The organism is Mucilaginibacter pineti, assembly GCF_900101875.1.
GTDB lineage: Bacteria > Bacteroidota > Bacteroidia > Sphingobacteriales > Sphingobacteriaceae > Mucilaginibacter > Mucilaginibacter pineti.
On sequence record NZ_FNAI01000002.1, the window covers coordinates 767,336 to 788,849 of the forward strand.

23 protein-coding genes are annotated in these 21,514 nt (G+C 43.1%); 7 read left to right on the forward strand and 16 right to left on the reverse strand.

From position 1 onward, the window contains the following. Positions 1 to 278: 278 nt before the first annotated feature. The 4 genes from BLS59_RS07500 to pdxH all read right to left on the reverse strand — a co-directional run bounded on the left by BLS59_RS07500 (position 279) and on the right by pdxH (position 3,749). Positions 279 to 1,475: an NADH-quinone oxidoreductase subunit D gene (locus BLS59_RS07500; protein WP_091147505.1), complete on the reverse strand. Its 1,197-nt coding sequence runs from the start codon at positions 1,473 to 1,475 to the stop codon at positions 279 to 281. Positions 1,476 to 1,598: 123 nt separating this feature from the next. Continuing rightward, positions 1,599 to 2,447, reverse strand: coding sequence for a cupin-like domain-containing protein (locus tag BLS59_RS07505; protein ID WP_091147024.1), 849 nt, complete (start codon positions 2,445 to 2,447; stop codon positions 1,599 to 1,601). A gap of 160 nt (positions 2,448 to 2,607) precedes the next feature. After that, entirely contained in the window at positions 2,608 to 3,105 is a 498-nt protein-coding gene (locus BLS59_RS07510) for an NADH-quinone oxidoreductase subunit C (RefSeq protein ID WP_091147027.1), read from the reverse strand. Further along, a complete protein-coding gene (pdxH, locus tag BLS59_RS07515) occupies positions 3,102 to 3,749 on the reverse strand; it encodes a pyridoxamine 5'-phosphate oxidase (RefSeq protein ID WP_091147031.1) in 648 nt (215 codons plus the stop codon). The genes BLS59_RS07510 and pdxH overlap by 4 nt, the downstream gene beginning before the upstream one ends. A 106-nt stretch (positions 3,750 to 3,855) precedes the next feature. Here pdxH and BLS59_RS07520 point away from each other — a divergent pair, with 106 nt between their 5' ends. Then, positions 3,856 to 4,419, forward strand: a complete 564-nt coding sequence (locus BLS59_RS07520; protein ID WP_091147034.1) for a YqgE/AlgH family protein — start codon at positions 3,856 to 3,858, stop codon at positions 4,417 to 4,419. 90 nt (positions 4,420 to 4,509) lie between these two features. Here the strand turns inward: BLS59_RS07520 and purE are convergent, their stop codons facing one another. From purE to BLS59_RS07540, 4 genes are all read right to left on the reverse strand, one after another. Then, positions 4,510 to 5,010, reverse strand: a complete 501-nt coding sequence (gene purE / locus BLS59_RS07525) for a 5-(carboxyamino)imidazole ribonucleotide mutase (protein WP_091147038.1) — start codon at positions 5,008 to 5,010, stop codon at positions 4,510 to 4,512. Then, on the reverse strand, positions 5,007 to 5,582 hold the full coding sequence (locus tag BLS59_RS07530; RefSeq protein ID WP_091147041.1) for an STM3941 family protein: 576 nt from the start codon (positions 5,580 to 5,582) through the stop codon (positions 5,007 to 5,009). Before BLS59_RS07530 ends, purE begins: the two co-directional genes overlap by 4 nt. Before the next feature lie 30 nt (positions 5,583 to 5,612). Beyond that, positions 5,613 to 6,752 carry a 5-(carboxyamino)imidazole ribonucleotide synthase gene (locus BLS59_RS07535; protein ID WP_091147044.1) on the reverse strand — a complete coding sequence of 380 codons (1,140 nt, stop codon included), beginning with the start codon at positions 6,750 to 6,752 and terminating at the stop codon, positions 5,613 to 5,615. A 63-nt stretch (positions 6,753 to 6,815) separates the two neighbouring features. Beyond that, positions 6,816 to 7,199: a hypothetical protein gene (locus BLS59_RS07540; protein ID WP_091147047.1), complete on the reverse strand. Its 384-nt coding sequence runs from the start codon at positions 7,197 to 7,199 to the stop codon at positions 6,816 to 6,818. Between the two features lie 183 nt (positions 7,200 to 7,382). Here BLS59_RS07540 and BLS59_RS07545 point away from each other — a divergent pair, with 183 nt between their 5' ends. Further along, complete coding sequence (locus BLS59_RS07545; protein WP_091147051.1) at positions 7,383 to 8,837, forward strand: NADP-dependent isocitrate dehydrogenase; 1,455 nt, start codon at positions 7,383 to 7,385, stop codon at positions 8,835 to 8,837. A 173-nt stretch (positions 8,838 to 9,010) separates the two neighbouring features. On the opposite strand, the gene BLS59_RS07550 is transcribed toward BLS59_RS07545, so the two are convergent. Both BLS59_RS07550 and BLS59_RS31170 read right to left on the reverse strand, forming a co-directional pair. Beyond that, positions 9,011 to 9,844, reverse strand: coding sequence for an SDR family oxidoreductase (locus BLS59_RS07550; RefSeq protein WP_091147055.1), 834 nt, complete (start codon positions 9,842 to 9,844; stop codon positions 9,011 to 9,013). A gap of 98 nt (positions 9,845 to 9,942) precedes the next feature. Further along, positions 9,943 to 10,614, reverse strand: a complete 672-nt coding sequence (locus BLS59_RS31170; RefSeq protein WP_143014065.1) for a hypothetical protein — start codon at positions 10,612 to 10,614, stop codon at positions 9,943 to 9,945. A 72-nt stretch (positions 10,615 to 10,686) separates the two neighbouring features. Here BLS59_RS31170 and BLS59_RS07560 point away from each other — a divergent pair, with 72 nt between their 5' ends. Then, positions 10,687 to 11,700, forward strand: coding sequence for a threonine aldolase family protein (locus BLS59_RS07560; RefSeq protein WP_091147059.1), 1,014 nt, complete (start codon positions 10,687 to 10,689; stop codon positions 11,698 to 11,700). Between the two features lie 126 nt (positions 11,701 to 11,826). Here the strand turns inward: BLS59_RS07560 and BLS59_RS07565 are convergent, their stop codons facing one another. Continuing rightward, on the reverse strand, positions 11,827 to 12,849 hold the full coding sequence (locus tag BLS59_RS07565) for an aldo/keto reductase (protein ID WP_091147063.1): 1,023 nt from the start codon (positions 12,847 to 12,849) through the stop codon (positions 11,827 to 11,829). A gap of 153 nt (positions 12,850 to 13,002) precedes the next feature. Between BLS59_RS07565 and BLS59_RS07570 the strand changes: the two genes are divergently transcribed. Further along, positions 13,003 to 14,088, forward strand: a complete 1,086-nt coding sequence (locus tag BLS59_RS07570) for a DNA topoisomerase IB (protein WP_091147066.1) — start codon at positions 13,003 to 13,005, stop codon at positions 14,086 to 14,088. Positions 14,089 to 14,212: 124 nt separating this feature from the next. On the opposite strand, the gene BLS59_RS07575 is transcribed toward BLS59_RS07570, so the two are convergent. The 4 genes from BLS59_RS07575 to BLS59_RS07590 form a co-directional block, all read right to left on the reverse strand. After that, positions 14,213 to 16,000 (reverse strand): M56 family metallopeptidase, encoded by a 1,788-nt coding sequence (locus BLS59_RS07575; RefSeq protein ID WP_091147070.1) that lies wholly within the window; start codon positions 15,998 to 16,000, stop codon positions 14,213 to 14,215. A 12-nt stretch (positions 16,001 to 16,012) separates the two neighbouring features. Next, complete coding sequence (locus tag BLS59_RS07580; protein WP_091147074.1) at positions 16,013 to 16,369, reverse strand: BlaI/MecI/CopY family transcriptional regulator; 357 nt, start codon at positions 16,367 to 16,369, stop codon at positions 16,013 to 16,015. A gap of 179 nt (positions 16,370 to 16,548) precedes the next feature. Beyond that, positions 16,549 to 17,523 carry a glycosyl transferase family 90 gene (locus tag BLS59_RS07585; protein WP_091147077.1) on the reverse strand — a complete coding sequence of 325 codons (975 nt, stop codon included), beginning with the start codon at positions 17,521 to 17,523 and terminating at the stop codon, positions 16,549 to 16,551. 54 nt (positions 17,524 to 17,577) lie between these two features. Next, entirely contained in the window at positions 17,578 to 18,792 is a 1,215-nt protein-coding gene (locus tag BLS59_RS07590; RefSeq protein ID WP_091147080.1) for a BaiN/RdsA family NAD(P)/FAD-dependent oxidoreductase, read from the reverse strand. On the opposite strand from BLS59_RS07590, the gene BLS59_RS07595 reads away from it, so the two are divergent. The 3 genes from BLS59_RS07595 (at position 18,791) to BLS59_RS07605 (ending at position 20,601) form a co-directional block, all read left to right on the forward strand. Continuing rightward, complete coding sequence (locus BLS59_RS07595; protein WP_091147082.1) at positions 18,791 to 19,399, forward strand: NADH-quinone oxidoreductase subunit A; 609 nt, start codon at positions 18,791 to 18,793, stop codon at positions 19,397 to 19,399. The two genes, BLS59_RS07590 and BLS59_RS07595, sit on opposite strands and share 2 nt — an antisense overlap. Then, entirely contained in the window at positions 19,392 to 19,874 is a 483-nt protein-coding gene (locus BLS59_RS07600) for an NADH-quinone oxidoreductase subunit B (RefSeq protein WP_091147085.1), read from the forward strand. The genes BLS59_RS07595 and BLS59_RS07600 overlap by 8 nt, the downstream gene beginning before the upstream one ends. Before the next feature lie 196 nt (positions 19,875 to 20,070). Next, positions 20,071 to 20,601 (forward strand): hypothetical protein, encoded by a 531-nt coding sequence (locus BLS59_RS07605; RefSeq protein WP_091147088.1) that lies wholly within the window; start codon positions 20,071 to 20,073, stop codon positions 20,599 to 20,601. An 80-nt stretch (positions 20,602 to 20,681) separates the two neighbouring features. On the opposite strand, the gene BLS59_RS07610 is transcribed toward BLS59_RS07605, so the two are convergent. Further along, positions 20,682 to 21,278, reverse strand: coding sequence for a fasciclin domain-containing protein (locus tag BLS59_RS07610; protein WP_205411207.1), 597 nt, complete (start codon positions 21,276 to 21,278; stop codon positions 20,682 to 20,684). Between the last annotated feature and the right edge of the window lie 236 nt (positions 21,279 to 21,514).

Below are 21,514 nucleotides of genomic sequence, written 5' to 3' on the forward strand. Positions count from 1 at the left end.
TCTTTTTTTGTTTGAATGGATTTGTTTTGTCTTGCTGAACGTAGTGAAGTATCTATTTTATATGAGCGTAGTCTGCAAATAGATCCTTCGTTCCTACCCATGACATATTATTAGGTAGGGAGCCTGTCACCCTGAGCTTGTCGAAGGGGCGCGCGTAGAGGCCTTTGCCCGCTATGCTTCGACAGGCTCAGCAGGACAGCCCTTTTCTGATAATTTCCCATGTCATTTCCCCCTTCAGAGACCGCCGGTTTTTAAAACTCAGGGTGACAATAGGAATATTACCTATCCACCTCTCCTAAAACAAAGTCAATAGAACCTACGATAGCAATTAAATCGGCTATCAGTACCCCTTTGGAAATCTCGGGTAATACAGAAAGGTTATTGAAACTCGGTCCGCGTGATTTTACACGTACGGGAATTTCAGATTTACCATCGGCAACAAAATAAAAGCCCAACTCGCCTTTGGCGCCTTCGCAGCGTACATAGTAATCCTGAGCTTTGGGAATAGTTTTACGGGGCATTTTAGCCCGCGGATCGAAATCGGCGGTGCGTTTAAGCTCTTTTTGCAGGCGGTCAAGGCATTGTTCAACCATGCGGATGGATTGTTCTATTTCATCAACCCTAACCTTGTAGCGGTCCCAGCAATCGCCAACAGCACCCATGAGGCCGGTACCCACCGGAATTTCAAAATCAAGCTCGGGGTATGCCGAGTAGTTATCTATCCGGCGGAGGTCCCACTTAAGACCCGATGCCCGCAACATAGGGCCCGATACACCGTAATTTATGGCCACATCAAGCGGCAGTACGCCTACATTGGCCGTACGCGATATAAATACCTGGTTGTCGGTAAGGAGTTGATTAAGCTCCACCATTTTGAGTTTAAAGTACTCCACAAAATCGCGGCAGCGTTCTTCAAAGCCTACGGGCAGGTCATAAAACAAACCGCCAACCCATATATAGTTGTACAGCATACGCGAGCCCGAAGCCCACTCCAGCATACCCATTATATGCTCACGATCTCTAAAACACCACAGGAAAGGGGTAAAGGCGCCAATATCAATACCATAAGTACCAATGGCTATCAGATGCGAGGCTATGCGGTTAAGCTCACAAACCAGCACCCTGATGTATTCAACACGTTTGGGGATGTCCTTATCAATGCCCATCATGCGTTCAACACCCATTACAAAGGCGTGGCTGTTGTTCATGGAGGCCAGGTAGTCCATCCTGTCGGTAAAGGGAATAGTTTGCTGATAGGTCAGCGATTCTGCATGTTTTTCAAAACAGCGGTGCAGGTAACCAATATGGGGGATAACTTCTTTTACTATCTCGCCATCGGTAATTAATTCCAAACGTAAAACGCCGTGGGTTGACGGATGCTGGGGGCCCATATTGAGCACCATATCTTCAACACTGGCATCAGCAATTTTTTTATTGTAATTAAGTAGGGCTTCTTCGTATTTAGGATTAGTGATCACCAATTTCGCTTTCAGTTTAATTTAATATCGCTTCCATCTTCATGAAAGCGAATACCAAAAATCAGCTTTTTTTTTCACTTATCAGACTAATTTTCTGTAAAATTAAAGGAGCGCGCAGCCTTATTTAACGCCCGAGGTATCGTTCATTTTACTGAGTTGCGTGGCCAGCCAGGCGTAGCCATACATGGCAACCGCCTTTAACTTGCTGTCGCGCTTTTTAAATGTCCATACATCCTTCATAAATTCCTTGTGGTTTTTACCGTTAAGGGTATCAAACGCAACCGAAATTGTAGGTGTAAGCGAATAAGCCGTATGCCAGGTACCAAAAGGAATAAACAAGGTTTCGCCGGGGCCAACTACAAAGTTTATGGGGGTAGCATCTTTAAATTTGGGGTGCTTTTCGTAATCGGGTTCAAAAACATTAAGTTCTGAGCGCCACGGATCATCCAGACGGGGATAAAGCAGGTCGTCCTGTCCGCGTGGGAAAACGGTGAACCGTTTTTGGCCATAAAGCTGGGTTATCCAGGCGTTAAGGTGATAATAGTCGATATGCATATACGGGAACTTGCCGCCCGGGCCACCAATAAACAACTCGGTGGCACCGCCCCATTTGCCAACGCTGAACATTTTATTTTTAAGCCAGTTTGGAGATGCATAGTTCAGATCCAGTGGATCTAAAAGGGGCATCAGTTCTGGAATGGTGGCCGGAATGTCAAATATAATGGGATAAACAGCCGGCTTTTCCTCGGTGCTTGCCTCTACCATGTCCATCGCCTGCTTCATGGTAATAGTTTGCCCCCGAACATCGGTTTCCCTCTCGGGATAATTTTCCCTGAACCAATCCGGACTGAACAAGCCATTTGCCTTCCAAACTTTAGCTGCATTGGTAAAAACCAGCGGTATTCCCGGTTTATAATGCTCTTCTATAAATTCTTCGTAGGTAATGTTATCTCTTCTTATAATGTCCATGACGAGCAAATTAGGTTCATACAATCTTAATAAAAAGATTTAATTATTTAGCTGTTAATTGCTGAATGCCGATTGTTTATTATCGGGCCTGTTGCATGGTTTTTTACGAGAAAAATAGGATGGAAGTTGTGCCGGAGTATAGCCAAAAAGCACCAAAAACCTAATCTATCTTAATGCCTTTATAATATTCGGCAGCCTGGTAATCTTTTCTTAATGGAAACCCTTCCCAGTCATCGGGCAGCAGGATGCGGCGCAAATCGGGATGGCCTTCAAAATAAATACCCAGCAGATCGTAAGTTTCGCGTTCGTGCCAGTCGGCAGTGCGATAAACGCTGGTGATACTTTTAAACTCGGGCAGGTCGGCGCTTTCGCGGTCATGAGGTTTGCTTACTTTAAGCGTAAGCTGGGTTTTGTAGGGGATAGAGGCCAGGTGATAAACCACGCCATACCTGTTATCCTCATCATTATAATGCACACCACTCAGGCTCGAAAGAAAATCGAAATATGTTTTTGGATTGTTCCTTAGTTCCAGGCATACAGCCGCAATATCATCCGGGTTGATAAGTAGGGCGGGTTGCAGCCCGCCGGTTTCTTCGCCGGTAATTACGGCCTCACCAAATTTTTCGGTAAGTAATAATTTGATATCGTTAAACATCATGGGGCTAAACGTACTTTTTTCCAGGTTTTTTTATCGGTTTTTTTAAACAGGATGCGATCATGCAGGCGGCTTGGTCTTCCCTGCCAAAACTCCACAAGTTGCGGATTTAAAATATAACCGCCCCAGAATGATGGTTTTGGTACATCCTTACCTTCGTATTCAGCTTCCAGTTCGTTCCATTTTTTTTCCAGCTCGTCGCGTCCTTCAATTTCCTGGCTCTGCGGCGATACCACGGCGCCAATCTGACTGCCTTTAGGGCGCGAATGAAAATATCTTTCAGAATCGTGCTTGCTCAGCTTTTCAATGGTGCCTTCAATGCGTACCTGGCGTTCCAGTTCGCCCCAAAAAAAAGTAATGGCCCCTTGTGGGTTTTTGGTTATCTCTTTGCCCTTGCGGCTTAAATAGTTGGTGTAAAATATAAACCCGCCCTGGTTAAAGCCTTTAAGCAACACAATACGTGCCGATGGCTTACCACTTGGCGATGCGGTGGCCAGCGTCATGGCGTTTGGCTCGTGCAATTTTGCGGCTAAAGCTTCGTTAAACCATTGTTCAAACTGGCTTATAGGGTCGGCTTTGGTGGTATTTTCTAATAGGGTGGCGGCAGAATAATCCTGCCTTAAATTTTGTAATTCCTGCTGATTCATTTCATGCAAACTTACTAATTAATTATACCGTATATAATGATACAAATCATTTTCATAAATGAACATATATTTGCTATGCTTGTTGTGCTAATTAAAATAAACCTATATGCTTAGTCCTATATCGGCTGCCGCGGGGCATTTGTTAATTTCAGAACCCTTTATGATGGATCCGAACTTTAAAAGATCGGTTATCATCCTTACAGAATATTCTGCCGATGGGGCTATGGGGTTTATTTTAAACCATCAGGGCGAATACCTACTGGGCGATGTACTGCCGGATGTTTCCTACTCTGAAATGCCCGTTTATGAAGGCGGACCGGTTGCCAAAAACACTTTGCATTTTATACACCGTTGTCCCGAAAAAATTGAAGGCGGCATCGAAATAGCCAATGGCGTATTTTGGGGCGGCGATTTTGAGCAGGTAAAACAATTGGTGAGCAATTACCAACTGGATGATACCGAAATAAAGTTTTTTGCCGGATACTCTGGCTGGACACCCAAACAGCTCGACGATGAAATAATTGCCGACAGCTGGATAGTGGCCGATAATTTTAAAGCCGAAACCCTTTTTACCAACGACGAACAAAACCTCTGGAAAGAGGTGGTCATCAGCCTCGGCCAGCGCTACGCGCATATTGCCAATTTCCCCGAGAACCCGGCTTTGAATTGAGTTTGCAGTTTGTGGTGGGCAGTTTGCAGTGAAAAACCTGCACTTGATAATCTTACTGCCAACTGGCCACAATCAACTGCAAACCGGAACTTACGATTCCATTTCAGCAGCTGATGATTCAACAGCTACTTTCAATCTTTCTTTAAAGTCGATAAGGTTTTGAACCAGGTACTCATCGGCGGTAGATAGGATTTGCGCCGCAAGTATCCCTGCATTTTTAGCGGCGTTTAATGCCACTGTGGCAACCGGTATACCGTTTGGCATTTGTAATATCGATAGGATAGAATCCCAGCCATCAATAGAGTTACTTGATTTTACGGGTACGCCAATAACTGGCAAGTGTGTTAATGAAGCCACCATGCCTGGTAAATGCGCGGCGCCGCCGGCGCCGGCAATAATAACCTTTATGCCACGATCGGCAGCGGCACGGGCATAGCTGAACATCCTGTCGGGTGTGCGATGCGCAGAAACTACCGTGATCTCAAAATCAACACCTAATTCTTTTAAAACATCGGCTGCATCCTGCATAACATGCAAATCAGATTTACTGCCCATGATGATGGCTACTTTTGGTTGGTTATTGGGGTTCATAGTTGTTTTTTAAATTCGTTTAACAATTGTTGTTTTTGCGAAAAATCACAAATAGACATGGTTTTTACTAACTCAATAAACTTTTGCTCGTCAAAGTTTTTAAGGTTCGCCAAGGGGATATTGTAATCTCCGAGTCCTAATTTTTTACTTAGTTTATTTGATCTGTCCCCCAAGTTATTAATAGCTTCTCTGTCAAGATTTAAACAAATAAATTTCTGTTTAGAGGTTGGTATACCTTGGGGGCTTCTGTTTTGGTAAGCGATCAAAAAAGCATCTTTTATTGACTCCCATGTCACAAAGCCTTTGTTTTTCTTGTCATTAAAGATGCCATAGGTTTGCCTATTAAATATCCCTTGTTCATTTAATATCATTTCGGCTCTTCTATCCAATAAATTAAATACGCCCATCAACATTGCCAATCCAAAAAAGCATATGGAAAACCAACTAAACCAAACAGACATTACATGATTTTTTTTCAGAAGATCAATTATGCTGAGCACTACAAATGGCGAAGATAATAGTAATAATCTTATGGCTTTCCACCAGGATTTATAAATCTTTATTTCAGGCATAAAACCATCATCTATGAACCATGAACTTCCCTAACTCACTACCTTCAGCGTTTTTTGCACAAACCTTGCCTTTTCTATTGCTTTTTCTCTGTCGGCATCCACAATAGTTACGTGTCCCATTTTGCGGAACGGTTTTGTTAAAGCCTTGCCATACAGATGAACGTAAACACCGGGTACTTTCAGCACTTTCTCTATGCCTTTATAAATAGCCGGGCCTTCGTAACCTGCTTCGCCTAAAACGTTTACCATAATGGCATTGTTAAGACAGGCGGTATCGCCCAAAGGTTGATTAAATATGGCCCTTAAATGCTGCTCAAACTGCGATACCACATTACCCTCAATAGTTTGGTGGCCGCTATTGTGCGGGCGCGGGGCAAGCTCGTTAACCAATATCTTTCCGTGTTTGTCCAAAAACATTTCTACAGCCAGTATGCCTACAATTTTAAGGCTTTCGGCTATCTTTTTGGCTATTTGCTCGGCTTGTTCGTGTATTTCAAATGGGAGGGTAGATGGCGAGATCAAAAACTCCACCAAATTAGCCTGCGGATTAAATTCCATTTCTACCATCGGGAAGGTAGTAACTTCGCCGTTTTCGTTGCGGGCAACAATAACGCCCAATTCCTTTTCAAAATCTATCCATTGTTCAATGAGGCTGGGCTCTTTAAAGGCACCTTTCAGATAGCTTTCATCAATAACCTTGTAAACGCCTTTGCCATCGTAACCATCCCTGCGTAGTTTTTGTATGTAGGGGAAGGGGATATAACTTTGTTGTAGTTGCTGCGGCGATGAAATGATCTGAAAATCGGCAGTTGGGATATCGTTTTCTTTAAAGAATTGCTTTTGCAAACCCTTATCCTGTATGAGCCTTATAATGCGCGATTGGGGGTAAACCAGCACGCCTTCTTTTTCAAGTTGTTCAAGGGCATCAACGTTTACCTTCTCAATTTCGATGGTAAGGAGGTCTACATTTTTACCGAAGTTGTAAACAGTTTCATAATCGCCCAGTGAGCCTACAGTAAACTCATCGCAGAGTTTGCGGCATGGTGCCTCACGATCCGGGTCAAGAACTTTAACCGTAACATTGTAATTTATAGCTTGTTGTATCAGCATGCGACCTAACTGACCGCCGCCAAGGATACCCAATTTCAAATCTCCGTAAAATGCTTTCATGTTGATGTTGCAAGTTTACCTGAAATCTTTGAAAAAGCCATGAACTGCTTGCACAATGACCAACTATGAGCGCTTTTTTACCAGCAAATAATAAAACACCGAGTGTACGATGATAAATATTGCCCCAGTAAGCAGGTAAACAACTTTTTCTACAGGTTGCAGTGGCATATTAAAAGACGTTACCATGAACGCTATCGACCCGGCAAAATACAGCGGAACCCTGATCACCAGGTTATTCCAATACAATGGGTTTGCCAGAAACAATACAGGCAGTGTCATTACAAATATGATGATGTTTAAAAATGCTATCCCCTCAAAAATTTTAGGCAGCGCGGTATTGTAATCCAGTCCTTTTTGAGTAACTGCATAATAGACACTGTTTGCAGCTATAGATAGTATAAGCGAGAACAGGAATGTTTTAAAAAGCTGTTTGGCGAGCGATTTCATTGTGTGATTTTTAATGTAAATGTGAACATGTTTACCGTATGTTGGTTAATAATGCAAATAAATAAATCAAATAGCGTAAAGCTTTAATATTAGTGTCACAATTGCAGCCATAAATGCTCTTCAGCAATTGGTGCGCTATAAAAACTTTACCTTTGCGCCGTTTTTTACATAATAATACACTACATGAAAACCAAAATAGCAGTTGCCAATGGCGATGGTATCGGCCCAGAAATAATGGCGGCGGTACTCCGTATTTTTGAAGCTAATGATGTACAGCTTGAATATGAATTTGTAGAAATGGGTAAATCGTATTTTGATGCGGGCCACTCTACCGGCATGACAGCGCAGGCTAAAGAAACCATCGAAACATTAGGCCTTCTGTTTAAAGGCCCTATGGAAACCCCAAAAGGCAAGGGTGTTAAAAGTATAAACGTTACCGCCCGCAAGGTGTGGAACACGTACGCCAACCAGCGCGATTTTCGTACCTTGAATGGTGTTGAAACTGTTTTTTCAAAGGCAGGCATCCCTATTAACCTTACTATTATCCGCGAAAACATTGAAGATACCTACGGCGGCATCGAGCATTTGCTTACTTATGATGTAGCGGTCGGCAGGCGTATTATCACCCGCCCGGGATCTGAACAGGTAATTCGTTATGCGTTTGAAATGGCTCGTAGGAAAGGTTTGAAAAAACTGGCCTGCGGTCATAAAGCCAACATCATGAAGCTTACCGATGGTTTGTTTTTAGAGGTTTTTCAGGAAGTAGCCAAAGAATACCCGGATATTGAAGCATCGGATATTATTGTTGATGACCTGTGTATGAAGCTGGTAACCCGTCCGCAAACTTTTGAGGCTATTGTGTTAACCAATCTGCAGGGCGATATCGTATCTGACCTGTGCGCAGGCTTAGTAGGCGGACTTGGCTTTGCACCATCGGCCAATATTGGCGATAATATTTCCATTTTTGAGGCTGTACACGGTACCGCCCCGGATATTGCGGGCAAAGGTATTGCCAATCCTACAGCATTATTGCTTTCGGGTATCTCCATGCTGCGTTTCCTCGGTTTCTCTAAAAATGCAGCTGATATTGAGAACGCGTTGCTGTATACCTTAGAGCAAGGCGTACACACCGGTGATTTCGGTGATAAAGCTATTCCATCATCAAATACAAATGCCTTTACTGATGCTATTATTGCCAATTTGGGCAGGGTTCCCGTTGGTGGAAGCGTATACGCAAACCCCGATTTTGAGGCGCAGGCCATTCGTATTCAGCCTTCAAAAAACAAGCTTACCGTTACCAAAAACATCAAGGAAGAAATGATTGGTGTGGATATTTTTGTGGAATCAAACGTACAGCCGAATGAGTTGGCTGCTATCGCAAAAAATAGTCTGACCGATAATTTCGACCTGGTAATGATCTCTAACCGTGGTACGCAGGTTTGGCCTACCGGCTCCATTTACACCGAACTGGTGAACGAATACCGTGTACGTTTTGAAAAGAAAGCAGGCAGGGACATCAGCCAAAAAGAACTCCTGCACATTGCAGCCGATTTTTCCGAACGTGTAAAAGTTTGCTCTGTTGAGTTCCTGATGAACTTCGACGGAAAAATAGGATATACTTTGGCGCAGGGGCAATAAGCCTAACCCAACCCTCTCCAAAGGAGAGGGCTTTAAACAAGAAAGGTTGCCTTTATGGGCAGCCTTTCTTGTTTAAAGCCTGTCATTCTGAACGATAGTGAAGAATCTATTATACGTAATGTAAGTCCACGAATAGATTCTTCGCTACGCTCAGAATGACAAAGGGTAACCTTTTATCTCGCCATTAACTTTTCACTTATAGCCCAAAGCCTGTCACGGCAATCGGCGTTTTGGGCTGTTGATGATGTTTTGGCTACCTTTTTCTTTTTAAAATAACTCCCATTATGCTTTTCAAGTCGTGCTGCGGTGGCCAGGAATATGGAGGTTTCGGCACCTTGCTCGGCGGTTATCATGAATGGTTGGGCCAGCCACATTATTATTTTTTCGATGCCTTTTAAACCCGTGCTAAAGCTGGTAGCAACCAAGCCGGGGTGTAATGAAAAGGCCAGTATCCCTTTATCACCATATTTTTGAGCAAGCGACTGGGCAAAATAAATGTTGAATAATTTATTCATGCCGTAAGCCTTAAACGGACTGTAGCCTTGTTCAAATTGCAAGTCATCAAATTTAGGTTTGCCCATCCGGTGCGCTTCGGAGCTTACGTTGATGATGCGCGCCTGCCCTTTAAGCAGGAGTGGCATAAGGCTTTCCGTAAGCAAAAAATGACCGAGGTGATTTGTGGTAAACGTCATTTCCAAACCGTTTTGCGTAGTTTGCCTTTCGGCGAAGATTCCCCCGGCGTTATTGATAAGTACCGTTATAGAAAAAAGCTTTGAGTTAAGTTCGGCAGCGGCATCACGCACGCTTTGCAGGTTGGTAAGGTCGCATTTTACAATAAAAATTTCCTTATTGCCGGTTGTGGTAATGATGTGCTCTTTAAGCCGGTCGCCTTTAATGGTATTGCGCACCAATAAATAAAGCGCGTGCCCTTGTTTGGCTAATGCTAAAGCGGTTTCCTGTCCGATGCCTGATGTAGCACCTGTAATAATAGTGGTTTTTACTGCCATAGCCGCCGTTTTCCTTTGAATGTAGGATTTGTGCGCCTAAGATAGGATTGTTTTATTAAACTTTGGGTTTAGCAGTTGAGGAGTAGTAAAGTGAGCTATTACTGCTTTGCCGGTTGATTATGAGCGTGTTGTACAGCATTAAAATAATCTATCAGCTTACCTATACTGCGTAAATTATATTTGTGCTCTTTTATTTTATCCACTACATCGGGTTCATCGCCCATTATCTCCACCATAATATCTTCAAAATTCTCATCGGTAATACGCTTCAGGTCTACGGCGTTTTCGCCGTAGTAAAACGTTGTTTTTGAGCTGCCGCCACCGCCGCCATTCCCGCCGCCTAATGAAATACCTAAGCCGCCGCCAAGTCCGCCGCCGTAGCCGCCGCTGCCATAACCGGCAGATACCCCGGGTGAAAAGCGCACACCCTTACCGCCGCCGCCCTTACCGCCTTTAGCCATATAAAGCTTTAAAGGCGCATCCAAAACCACGTTAACAAAGTCGGTTTCTTCTTTGGTCCATGTTTCGTTACGGGGTGGGTGGGCTACTACAAAGCTGTCTTTACCGGCCACAAATGAGGTGATGTCGCTGGCGCTTAATTTATACGGATTTGCTTTTTCGTCCTCTTTAAATTCAATAAAACCTTCATCTTTAATAGGGCCTTTGCCGCCCGGATAAACATTTATAAAACCGGTTGTGCGGTTACCTTTTACATCGGTAAAATTACCCGGTTGCCATTTTTGCGATTTTGCTGATACAAAACTCAGCATAAAAAATAAAATGATTAAAATTGAGCGCATAAGTGATTAAAATACAAAGAACGTAATTTTTATAAATTTAATATGACAACTGTTGATTTACGCAGCGATACCGTAACCAAACCAACACCCGCCATGCTGGAGGCCATGTGGAGCGCCAAAGTTGGCGATGATGTGTTTGGCGAGGATGAAACCATTAATCAGCTTGAACAAAAAACAGCCGCGATTTTTGGTATGGAAGCAGGTCTGTTTTGTCCGTCCGGCACCATGACCAATCAAATTGCCATTAAATGTTTTACCCAGCCGCTTGATGAACTTATTGCCGACCAAACCGCACACGTTTATCGTTACGAGGGCGGGGGCATAGCCTTCAATTCGGGCGTATCAACACGGTTGCTGAACGGTTACCGGGGCATCATTACTGCCGAAATGATTGAGCCGGAGATAAATGCCGAAAATATCCACTACCCGCATACCAGTTTGGTTGTGCTGGAAAATACTGTAAACAAAGGCGGCGGTAGCTGCTACACCCTAAACGACATTAAGCCTATTGCCCAACTATGCCAGGACAAAGGGCTGAAGCTGCACCTTGACGGTGCTCGGATATTTAATGCTCTTGCCCACACCGGTGATAAGGCTATTGACTATGGCACTTATTTCGATGGTATTTCGGTTTGTTTATCAAAGGGATTGGGTGCACCTGTTGGTTCGGTTTTATTGGCGGATAAAGAAACTATTAAATATGCACGCCGTATTCGTAAAGTGCTGGGTGGTGGTATGCGGCAGGCCGGTTTCCTGGCGGCGGCGGGGATTTACGCGCTTGACCATCATGTAGGCCGCTTAAAGATAGACCATGCCCATGCCCGCATCCTCGGCGAAGAATTGGGTAAACTACCATGGGTAAGCAATGTACTTCCTACAGAAACTAATATTGTGCTTTTTGATACTGTTGAGCCTGCAAACGCCGTACTTGCAAAGCTGGCCGAAAAAGGTATTAAAGCCCTTGACACCGGCAAACACCGCATCCGTTTTGTGCTGCATTTAGATGTGCATCCCGAGCAGGTGGAGTATGTGGTTGAGGTGTTGAAAGAGCTATAGTGTTAAATATAAGAGCTATAGTGTTAAATATAACAATGTCATCCTGAGCGTAGCGAAGGATTTATTCTTGAACTTTGCGGTGCGTATAACAAATCCTTCGTACCTCAGGATGACAAAGGTGTAATCCTACTTAGGCACCCTATCAGCAGATTGGCGTTCAACCATCCAGCCGGGATATTCTTTGGGGAGGTCGCTTACTTCATCTATTTTTTGGAGGTCATCGGTGCTTAGTTCCACGTCGATAGATTTTAGGTTGTCATTAAGTTGATCGATGTTTTTAGCGCCTATGATCGTGCTGGTAATCCCCTTTTGCAGCCTCACCCAAGCCAGTGCTATCTGCGCAGCCGATACATTTTTCTGCTTGCCAATTTCGCTTATTACATCAACTATATCGTAGGCTTTATCCTTATTTATCGGTGGAAAATCAAACGTATCCCTGCGTGATCCTTCCGACTTTTGATTATCACGGGTATACTTGCCCGAAATAAAACCACCTGCCAGCGGGCTCCAGGGCATAACGGCCAGGTTTTGGTCTTCGGCAACTGGTAACAGTTCGCGCTCAATATCCCTGCCTGCTAAAGAGTAAAAATATTGCAGACCAACAAATTTATTCCAGCCATTTTTTTCGGCAATGCCTGCGGCTTTCATTACCATCCACGCAGGCCAGTTACAGCAGGCAAGGTAACGCACCTTGCCGCTCAATACAATATCATTTAACGAGCGCATGATCTCTTCTACCGGGGTTTTAAGATCAACACCGTGAACATATAGCACATCTATATGATCTAACTGCAAACGCTTTAAACTATCATCTACCGAATTGAAAATATGATAGCGGGACAAGCCTGTATTATTTGGCCCATCCGCCATGCGGCCGCGTACCTTGGTGGCAATGATCAGTTCCTCGCGGTTAAGGCCCAGGTCAATAATTGATTGGCCCAGCAACGTTTCCGATTCACCAAAAGAGTATACATTGGCGGTATCAATAAAGTTAATACCCGAGTCAACCACCGTTTTCATCAGTTCATTAACGCCATCCTGTTTTATTTGTCCTATGGCCTCCCAGTAACCCTTGCCGCCAAAGGTCATGGTGCCAAAGCAAATTTCGGAAACCAGCAAGCCGGTATTTCCTAAAAAATTGTATTTCATAAGTTTGATGTTGTTTAGGTGAAGTTAGGGATAAGTAGCGGCGGCTGTCAACTCGTTAAAGTCAGGTTTGGGTAAAAGTATGGTTACAATGTTTGTTAAGTTTTATTGCCTTTTACAATTAAAACTTAATTAACCAGCCCTTGTTATTATGCCATGAATCGCCTCCTGAAAAAACTCGAAAAAATTGGCCGTGACCCTAAGATCACTGCTAAAGCTGTTGGTTTGCGTTATGTGTCTGATTCATCGTCGGGGTATACGCGCAAAAAATCGGGTAAGGGATGGAGTTATTATGATGCCGATGGTGTGCTGGTAAAGGATAAGGAATTGATAAGCAGGTTCAATGGCCTGGTGATTCCACCCGCTTATACCAATGTATGGATCTCGCCCTATGATAACGGGCACCTGCAATTTACCGGTACCGATGTTGCCGGGCGTAAGCAATACCGTTACCATGCACACTGGAACCAAATCCGCAACCAATCAAAATATCATCGCCTGCAAACATTTGCGGCATACTTGCCCGCTATACGTGCGCAAGTCGATAAAGACCTCACCCGCCATAATCTCGACCATGAAAAAGTTGTTGCCCTTGTGGTGAGGCTAATGGAGCTTACGAGTATTAGGGTAGGCAACGAATCGTACAAGAAACTTTACGGTTCCTTCGGTTTAACCACGTTGCAAAACAGACATATTAAAATAGAAGGCTCAAATATTAAGTTTGAATTTAAAGGCAAAAAGGGCGTATTTCATAAAGTGGCGCTGCAAAGCAGGCGGCTGGCCAAACTGGTGAAACAATGCCGCGATATCCCCGGGAAAGAACTTTTTCAATACTATAATGAGGCTGGCGAACGCTGCAGTATTGGCTCGGGCGATATCAATAATTACCTGAAAGAAATTACTGGTGAAGACTTTACTGCTAAAGACTTCCGTACTTGGAGCGGCAGTGTGAGCGCACTGTATGCTTTTAAGGAAGCTGGAGAATTTAACAGCGTTACAGAATGCCGCAAAAAGATAGTAAGCGTTTTAGATGAGGTTGCCGTTAACCTGGGTAATACCCGTACGGTTTGTAAAAAGTACTACGTGCATCCCTCGGTAATAAAAAGTTATGAGGAGGGTACGATATTCAAATACATCAGCAAGCTGGATGAGGACAGCGATGTAAAAGCGGCTGAACTTAACATAGCAGAAAAGGCCCTGATAAAACTCCTTGAAACAGAAAAACTGGCCGAAGCCAGTTAGTTTGGTTGTATTAATTAATTAAGCACTGATCACGTGAGTGGTTTGATTAAGTTCTTTACTATCTGGAATTTTGGATTAACAACAGAATTTAGTTTATCAGCCTAACCAACCACTCACGCAATGTTTACTGTTTTTTGGTGATTATATAGATAGAACCGGATCCTTTCCTTTTGCCGACTTTATTGGCTGTTGAATCTTTTTTCACAGAAACACTTTCTATCATATCCGGGTCTAAATTTTTAAACTCATCTCTGGTAGATGCTTTCCCGTTTATATAAACAGTCGGATCGGTTTGGAGGCTGTCGCGGGTTATGTAAATAAAATTTGACCCCTGGCCGTTAACTTTCGCAATTGGCGATCTTCTACCGTCAACAACTATAGCCTGCAAATTAGATCTTTTAATTGTTGTTACTCCTGTTACCCTGCCCTTTAAACCCGAAATAGCAACTGCAGAATCTGTTTTGTAGAGATAGGTAGCAGATGTCGTTGTCATTGGCCTGCCTGTTACCACAATTTGATTTAATGAACCCTTTAAAGGATGTCCTTTTATGGTTCTGAGTTGAGCAAACGCCAAGGGCCTATTATCTAATTTCTCTTTAAGCACTTTGCCCTCCGGAGAATCTTTAGTTATGATAATTGCCGCCCTTACATTATCTGCTAATTTTTCGTGGATAAATGGTTCCGCCTCATCACTATTCAAAATATACACATCAGATATATTGGTGGGTTTAATGTTTTTTGCGTCGTTCTTTTTACCATTAACATAAACTACTGTCGAATCTTTACTTACAAACATGAAAGGTATAGATAAAGCGTTGTCGGTAACAGTTACCTTGCTGATGGTATCAATTTTTAATTTAGCGGGAATGGACTTAGCAGCGGGCAGATCTTTCCCGGTTATAGTAATATTTTTAATTACCTTTCTTGGAACTATTCCAGCTTTCACCTCTGTTAAAATTTTAGTTACACCAACAGCTTTACTTACGTTATCTGAAATTATTGCAAGCGATTTATAAACCTTGCTCTTTTTAACAAAATCGGCTTTGGATACACTGAATATTAGCAGCATGCCAATAACTGCGGGTACCAAAAAAGCGTACCGGGTGAGATTTAATTTTGAAGATCTTTTAGCATTCATCATGATGATACGTTTTTTTATGGTTGAGATATTGAAATGATTAACTATGCTGGGTTGCGTATTACTAAAACTTACCGATACCAGGCTATATTGATAAGCTTTACTGTCCATGCCCTTATTCAGGATTTTTTGGTCGGTTATAAATTCAATGTTTTCGCGGATTGCCTTTTTCATGAGCCAAATACCGGGGTTAAACCAATAGAAGATACTGCTGAACTCAGCCAGTAAAATATCTGCCGTATGCCAGTCATTTACGTGTACCTGCTCGTGCAGCAAAATTGCTTTCAGGTCGGCAGGTTCATGGTTGGCGGGATTTACAAAAATGCTTTGCCAAAAAGAGAACGGCGCGGCATCCTTATTCATCACTCTTACTTTGTGATTGTTGATAGTAGCCGGTTGCGAGCCCTTGTACAGCCTGAACAGCGAAAACAGCTGTACCGCAAACCTGATGGCTAATAATAAGGCGCCTACCCAGAAAACCATTTCGGCCCAGCGCCAGTAATCGGGCTGGCTCAGCGGTTTTACAAGGTTTTGAACCGGGACTGATTGCCAGTTGAACGCTACATGCTGCACCGGTTTGGCAAGTGCCTCGTGCCGCTGCACAAAGGCCGAAAAATCAATCAAGGGATAAATACTGGCAAAAACAATGGCAACCAGCAGGTAAACCCTGTTAAGCGTGTAAAAGGTTAGGGGTCTTAATATGAGGTAGTAGCCCGCGCAAAATAACAGCAGGGCAATATTTACTTTAAGCAAAAAAACAAACAATGCTGGCATAATGGGTAAGGTTTATTGTTTTTCGATGAGTTTAATGATCTCCTGTAAATCGGTGGCGCTTATCTTTTTTTCGTTGGCAAAAAAAGTTACCAGGTCTTTATAGGAATTTTGAAAATAATCGCTTACAAAGCCGCTCATAAAGCGTTTTTTATATTCTTCTTCCTGTATAGCCGGAATGTAACGAAGCGAGTTGCCCATCTTTTCGCTCTTTAAAAAATCTTTACGTTCCAGGTTCTTTATCGTTGATGCCAGGGTAGTGTAGGGGGGCTTGGGTTCTTCCAGCTGATCTAAAAAATCCTTTATAAAACCCGAGCCGCATTGCCACACTGCCTGCATTGCTTCTTCTTCCTGTTTTGATAATTTTTCCATTGCGATTACGATTGTTTCGTAAATCTACGAATAGTTCGTAATAAACCAAATTTATTTTAACTATTTTTTTAGGTGATGGGATTTTATAGGGTGTTTACCCAGAAATTATATCGATGATTTTATCCTACACGCATGAAAATCAGATAATTCCTTAATCTGTTTAATCAAGGTTCAGGTAGCTAAATAGAAAACTGATCTGTTTGAGAAGTGTAATAGAAGTATTTTTGGAGTACCAGCAGCGAGATCAGATCTTCCTGCGGTTTGTTTTTAAACTGCTTTGCAAACGCATTGGCATTGTGCACAATGGTTTGCGCCGCTTGCGGGTGACTGATATAATAATCCAGTTTTTCAGCCAGATCTGAGTAGTCATCGGCAATCAAAATATAATGATGATCGGGGATGAGCCGGCCTTCCATAAACCAGGTTTCGTATTTTGGCCTGGGCATTACCGCTATGGAATTTGATGACATGATCCATTTTAAATTGGTGGCTACGTCGTTCCCTTCCAGGCTCAGGATAAATTTGTAAGTCAGGTGGTCGCTTATCTTTATCTTGGGTTTTAGCCACTTGGTATTGCCGCCTGTTTTGTTCACCTGACCCAGGTTGCATAGCGGGTTATCAAAATACATTTCCATAAACCGCATCCGGTGCGGCTGACTCATTACACCCCGGCCAATGAGCATATCTTTTTTATCCTCAAACTTTACCGGGTCATTAATGAATAAAAAGTGCCGCTTTTTATCCAGCTTTAGCAAAACAGCGTTGGCATTATCGCCCTCAATCGGTCTGCTTTTTTGCAGGGCAGGCGCATTGGCCACATGGGTTATATCGCCAAACAGGAAACTGGCCTTTAAGCTTTTTTTGAAATAGCGGATGTATTCAAAAGTATCAAAGTGATAGGCCTTGGGCTTTTTAAATACGGGCAGATCCTTCAGCATAATAGCATCCTGCCCCAGGGGCGATTGCTTCTTTAGCTTATTGTAATAATTTACCCGGTCGGCAATGTACGTCTTGTCGTATTTTTTTAGGGCAGCGAGTTTAGTGTTTAACAGCGCCTCATGCAGAAACGTGGGAATCAGCTGCCGCAAAAAGTTTTTGGCATAGTAAGGCAGCTTGTTCCTTTTAATTTCTATTCCTGTTTTGCTAAACATCATTAATTGCGCCGCGGTTTATTGGCAAAAGTATTAATTGGATACGATATAATGAGGTTATAAATTTTGCGCTATCACAAAACCACTTGCCCATGCCCATTGAAAATTATAACCACCCAGCCAGCCCGTAACATCAACACATTCGCCGCCAAAAAACAGGCCGGGGACTTTCTTAGCTTCAAGGGTTTTTGACGATAGCTCATTGGTAGATACGCCGCCCCGCATAACCTCGGCTTTGTCATAACCTTTATCGCCTGCCGGTTTTACCTTAAATTCGTGAATTAGGGTGCTGATGTCCTCCATCTCGGTTTTGGTGAGGGATGCCAGGTTTTTCTCTACGGGCAGTTTATCGCTCAAAGCCTCGGCAAATTTGCGGGTGTAAAGGCCTGCCAGGTAAGCCAGCAGCATTTTTTTACCATTAGTTTCCTTTTCCTGCTGAATAAGGTCGGCAATGTTTTGGTTGGGTAGTAGGTCGATATAAATAGATTCGCCCGGTTTCCAGTAACTCGAAATTTGCAGTATCGCCGGACCGCTCAAACCCCAATGGGTAAATAATATATTCTCTTCAAAGCTTATCCTGTCATTCCAAACGCGACAAAATATACTGTTACCGCTTAGTTGCTCGTACCAGGGCTGGTCTTTACCGGTAATGGTAAGCGGCACAAGGGCAGGGGCGGTGTCGGTAATTTTCATATCAAATTTACGTGCGGTACGCAAGCCGAAATCGGTAGCGCCCATCTTGGGGATAGGCAGACCACCCGCCGCAATCACCACGCTTTGTGCGCTTACGTACTCCTGTTTGCCGTCTATTTCAAACCTAACGGTAAAGCCATCGTCAATTTTTTCTACTGTTTTTACTTCGGCATTACACCAAATTTCCTGGCCCAGATCGGCACATAAGTTGGTAAAAACCTCCACTACATCCTTTGCTTTATCGCTCACAGGGAATAATTGTCCCAGCGTTTTTTCTTTTCCTTCGATGCCGTAAGTTTCAAAAAAGCTGATGGTATCGTCAACCGTCCACTGCGAAAAGGCTGATTTACAGAAGTGTTGATTTTGCGAAATGAATTGCTGGTCGGTTGCATACAGGTTGGTATAATTGCATCTGCCGCCACCGCTTATCAGTATTTTGGCACCAACTTTATCATTTTTTTCAAGGATTAGGGTACGCTTGCCTAAAAAGCCCGCTTGCACGGCACACATGAGTCCGCACGCTCCCCCGCCAATTATTATTGCATCAAAATCTGTTTGTTTTGTTAAATTTGTAGTCATGACCGAGGTTTCGCAAATATCAGAATTTGGAAAGATACTCATCTTTCTGCTCACCGGAATAATAATGGTGTGCGTGATATTTTTTTTCAACAGGCTGTTGGCCCCCAATAACCCCAATTACGAAAAGCTAACTTCCTATGAATGTGGCGAAGAACCTACGGGAAACGCCTGGCTGCCCTTTAATACCCGCTTTTACGTTATAGCACTCATTTTTTTACTGTTTGATGTAGAGATGGTATTTATTTTCCCTTGGGCAACGGTATTTGGCAATCATGAACTATTGGCGCAGGATGCCCGTTGGGGTTGGTTGTCGCTTACAGAAATGTTTGTGTTTTTAGGCGTCCTCATATTAGGCCTTGTTTACGTGTGGCGTAAAGGCGATCTGGAATGGATAAAAGGCAAGCCAACCGTACCAACTACCGATGTAAATATCCCGGCATCGTTTTATGAGCAGTTAAACCTGGAGCAGGGTAAATTTGTAGTAAAGCCGTTTAACATAGGCAATGAGCCAATTGCCCAACCGGTTGCTGCAGAAGCTCCGGCCGAGGCAGCCCCCATCAGGAAACCCATGTTTAAACCCACCTTTAAAAAGCCAGCGAATGAGTAGTGATATAACCAGCGAAAGCGGCGGCGTAGTAGTAACAAAAATGAACGATCTGATGAACTGGGCTCGCCTGTCGTCTTTATGGCCCTTAAGTTTTGGAATTGCCTGCTGTGCTATTGAAATGATGGGTTCCATGGCATCTACTTATGATCTCGACCGTTTTGGGGTGTTCCCAAGGCCATCTGCCCGTCAGGCCGATGTTATTATTATAGCTGGCACCGTAACCTTTAAAATGGCCGAACGCATTAAACGCCTTTACGAGCAAATGCCCGAGCCTAAATACGTTATTTCTATGGGATCATGCTCCAACTGCGGCGGCCCATACTGGCAGCATGGCTACCACGTAGTAAAGGGGGTAGACAGGGTGATTCCCGTTGATGTATACGTACAAGGCTGCCCCCCACGCCCAGAAGCACTGATAGGTGCGATTTTAGAACTGCAAAAGAAAATTGAAGGTGAGCATTTGATAAAGGGGTGAGCTTTTTGCTTTTGCCTTTCACAACTGGAAAAATAAGATTTGTCATGCTGAGCGTAGTGAAGCATCTATATTGAACTATGCAATTCTACGAATAGATCCTTCGTACCTCAGGATGACAAAGGGATAAATTTGCTTCACTTTACTCACTCCTCATCTTTCATAAAAATACTAAATTAGCCCCAATAACGCTACATCTATGCCAGTAAAAAATACCACTCCTCAAAAAAACAGTTTGCTGCTTAATGTACTTGGGCTGGGTTTGCTTACCGGCACGCTTGATGCCCTGGCGGCCCTCATCTGGAATTTGATACTCAACTATAAAAATCAAGCGGTTGATTATAAATTAGGGATGGAGATCATTTTCCGGTTTATTGCAAGCGGTGCTTTTGGCGGGCAGGCGGCATTTGCCGGTGGTAAAGAAATGATAATAGCCGGCGCGGTGTTTCATTACATCATCGCTTTTGTTTTTTCGGCCGTGTTTTACCTCGCTTATCCTTTTTGTAATAAATACCTTAACAGCAAATATCTTGTGGCAGTGGCGTATGGATTAACAGCCTGGATAATCATGAACCTGATGGTGATCCCGGTAAGTAAAATTGGTTTCCACCCCATTAAGCTCCAGGTAATTTTGATTGGTATCCTCATACTCATCATTTGTATAGGCTTACCAATAGCACTCATTACCAACAAGCAATTAAAAACCGGCAGATTTTCGGGCCTCAAATAAATTGCCTATAAAAAAGAAAGGCCCCGCATTTTAATGCAGCGCCTTTCTTTTGGGATTTAAGATTTAAACAGATTTTCTTATTACTGCGGCATCAACACGCCGTTAAGGCCATGAACAACCCCGTTGCTGGCCATGGTATCAAATGATATTACCTGTGCTGCGTTTCCTTTGGCATCTACTATCTGCAATTCACTTTTATCATTTACAGACAGGTTAAGCGTTTCGCCATCAACCGTTTTTAATGCTGCCTTGCCCTTACCAACGGTAAGCGCCTTTATAATGTCGGCCTTGGTGTATTTACCGGCTACCACATGATATTTTAAAAGCTTGGCCAGTTTGGCATGATCTTTCATTAAATCGTCCATTGCAGGTTTTGGCACCTTGCTAAAGGCCACATCATTTGGTGCAAATATGGTGTATGGGCCTGGGCCTTTTAAGGTAGCATCCAGCTCGGCAGATTTTACAGCCAAGGCAAGTGGTGCAAATGTTGTGCTTGAATTAAGCACGCCAACCAAATCACCAGATCCGCTCGGTGTTGTTGGCGTTGCGGCGGTACCGGTTGTAGTAGTTGTTTTGGTAGCGGTATCGCGTTTAGTAGTATCTGTTTGGGCTATCGCTTTGTTTGATAGAAACCCGATAGTTAATGTTGTTAGGGCAATTAAAACTGACTTTTTCATGTTCATCTTTCTTTTGATCTTATTCATAAATAAATGTAAATAAGTAGTAGTCTAATCTTATAGTATTTCCTTAAAAGTTAATTAATTACCTGTTTTGCTATGTTGTTATAACTAATAATTACAATTATGGTTTTTAAATAGTGAAAACAGGTAGTTAAACAATTAATAAACAGGAAGAAAGAAATGCCGAAAATCGTGTCGATGATGGTAATTTATCATGGAGATTATGCTTTTAG

Excerpts from the sequence above, each read along its gene's own strand:
- BLS59_RS07505 (WP_091147024.1), bottom strand. The coding sequence starts at position 2,447 with ATGGACATTATAAGAAGAGATAACATTACCTACGAAGAATTTATAGAA.
- BLS59_RS07510 (WP_091147027.1), bottom strand. The coding sequence starts at position 3,105 with ATGATGTTTAACGATATCAAATTATTACTTACCGAAAAATTTGGTGAG.
- pdxH (WP_091147031.1), bottom strand. The coding sequence starts at position 3,749 with ATGAATCAGCAGGAATTACAAAATTTAAGGCAGGATTATTCTGCCGCC.
- BLS59_RS07520 (WP_091147034.1), top strand. The coding sequence starts at position 3,856 with ATGCTTAGTCCTATATCGGCTGCCGCGGGGCATTTGTTAATTTCAGAA.
- purE (WP_091147038.1), bottom strand. The coding sequence starts at position 5,010 with ATGAACCCCAATAACCAACCAAAAGTAGCCATCATCATGGGCAGTAAA.
- BLS59_RS07530 (WP_091147041.1), bottom strand. The coding sequence starts at position 5,582 with ATGCCTGAAATAAAGATTTATAAATCCTGGTGGAAAGCCATAAGATTA.
- BLS59_RS07535 (WP_091147044.1), bottom strand. The coding sequence starts at position 6,752 with ATGAAAGCATTTTACGGAGATTTGAAATTGGGTATCCTTGGCGGCGGT.
- BLS59_RS07540 (WP_091147047.1), bottom strand. The coding sequence starts at position 7,199 with ATGAAATCGCTCGCCAAACAGCTTTTTAAAACATTCCTGTTCTCGCTT.
- BLS59_RS07545 (WP_091147051.1), top strand. The coding sequence starts at position 7,383 with ATGAAAACCAAAATAGCAGTTGCCAATGGCGATGGTATCGGCCCAGAA.
- BLS59_RS07550 (WP_091147055.1), bottom strand. The coding sequence starts at position 9,844 with ATGGCAGTAAAAACCACTATTATTACAGGTGCTACATCAGGCATCGGA.
- BLS59_RS31170 (WP_143014065.1), bottom strand. The coding sequence starts at position 10,614 with ATGCTGAGTTTTGTATCAGCAAAATCGCAAAAATGGCAACCGGGTAAT.
- BLS59_RS07560 (WP_091147059.1), top strand. The coding sequence starts at position 10,687 with ATGACAACTGTTGATTTACGCAGCGATACCGTAACCAAACCAACACCC.
- BLS59_RS07565 (WP_091147063.1), bottom strand. The coding sequence starts at position 12,849 with ATGAAATACAATTTTTTAGGAAATACCGGCTTGCTGGTTTCCGAAATT.
- BLS59_RS07570 (WP_091147066.1), top strand. The coding sequence starts at position 13,003 with ATGAATCGCCTCCTGAAAAAACTCGAAAAAATTGGCCGTGACCCTAAG.
- BLS59_RS07575 (WP_091147070.1), bottom strand. The coding sequence starts at position 16,000 with ATGCCAGCATTGTTTGTTTTTTTGCTTAAAGTAAATATTGCCCTGCTG.
- BLS59_RS07580 (WP_091147074.1), bottom strand. The coding sequence starts at position 16,369 with ATGGAAAAATTATCAAAACAGGAAGAAGAAGCAATGCAGGCAGTGTGG.
- BLS59_RS07585 (WP_091147077.1), bottom strand. The coding sequence starts at position 17,523 with ATGATGTTTAGCAAAACAGGAATAGAAATTAAAAGGAACAAGCTGCCT.
- BLS59_RS07595 (WP_091147082.1), top strand. The coding sequence starts at position 18,791 with ATGACCGAGGTTTCGCAAATATCAGAATTTGGAAAGATACTCATCTTT.
- BLS59_RS07590 (WP_091147080.1), bottom strand. The coding sequence starts at position 18,792 with ATGACTACAAATTTAACAAAACAAACAGATTTTGATGCAATAATAATT.
- BLS59_RS07600 (WP_091147085.1), top strand. The coding sequence starts at position 19,392 with ATGAGTAGTGATATAACCAGCGAAAGCGGCGGCGTAGTAGTAACAAAA.
- BLS59_RS07605 (WP_091147088.1), top strand. The coding sequence starts at position 20,071 with ATGCCAGTAAAAAATACCACTCCTCAAAAAAACAGTTTGCTGCTTAAT.
- BLS59_RS07610 (WP_205411207.1), bottom strand. The coding sequence starts at position 21,278 with ATGAAAAAGTCAGTTTTAATTGCCCTAACAACATTAACTATCGGGTTT.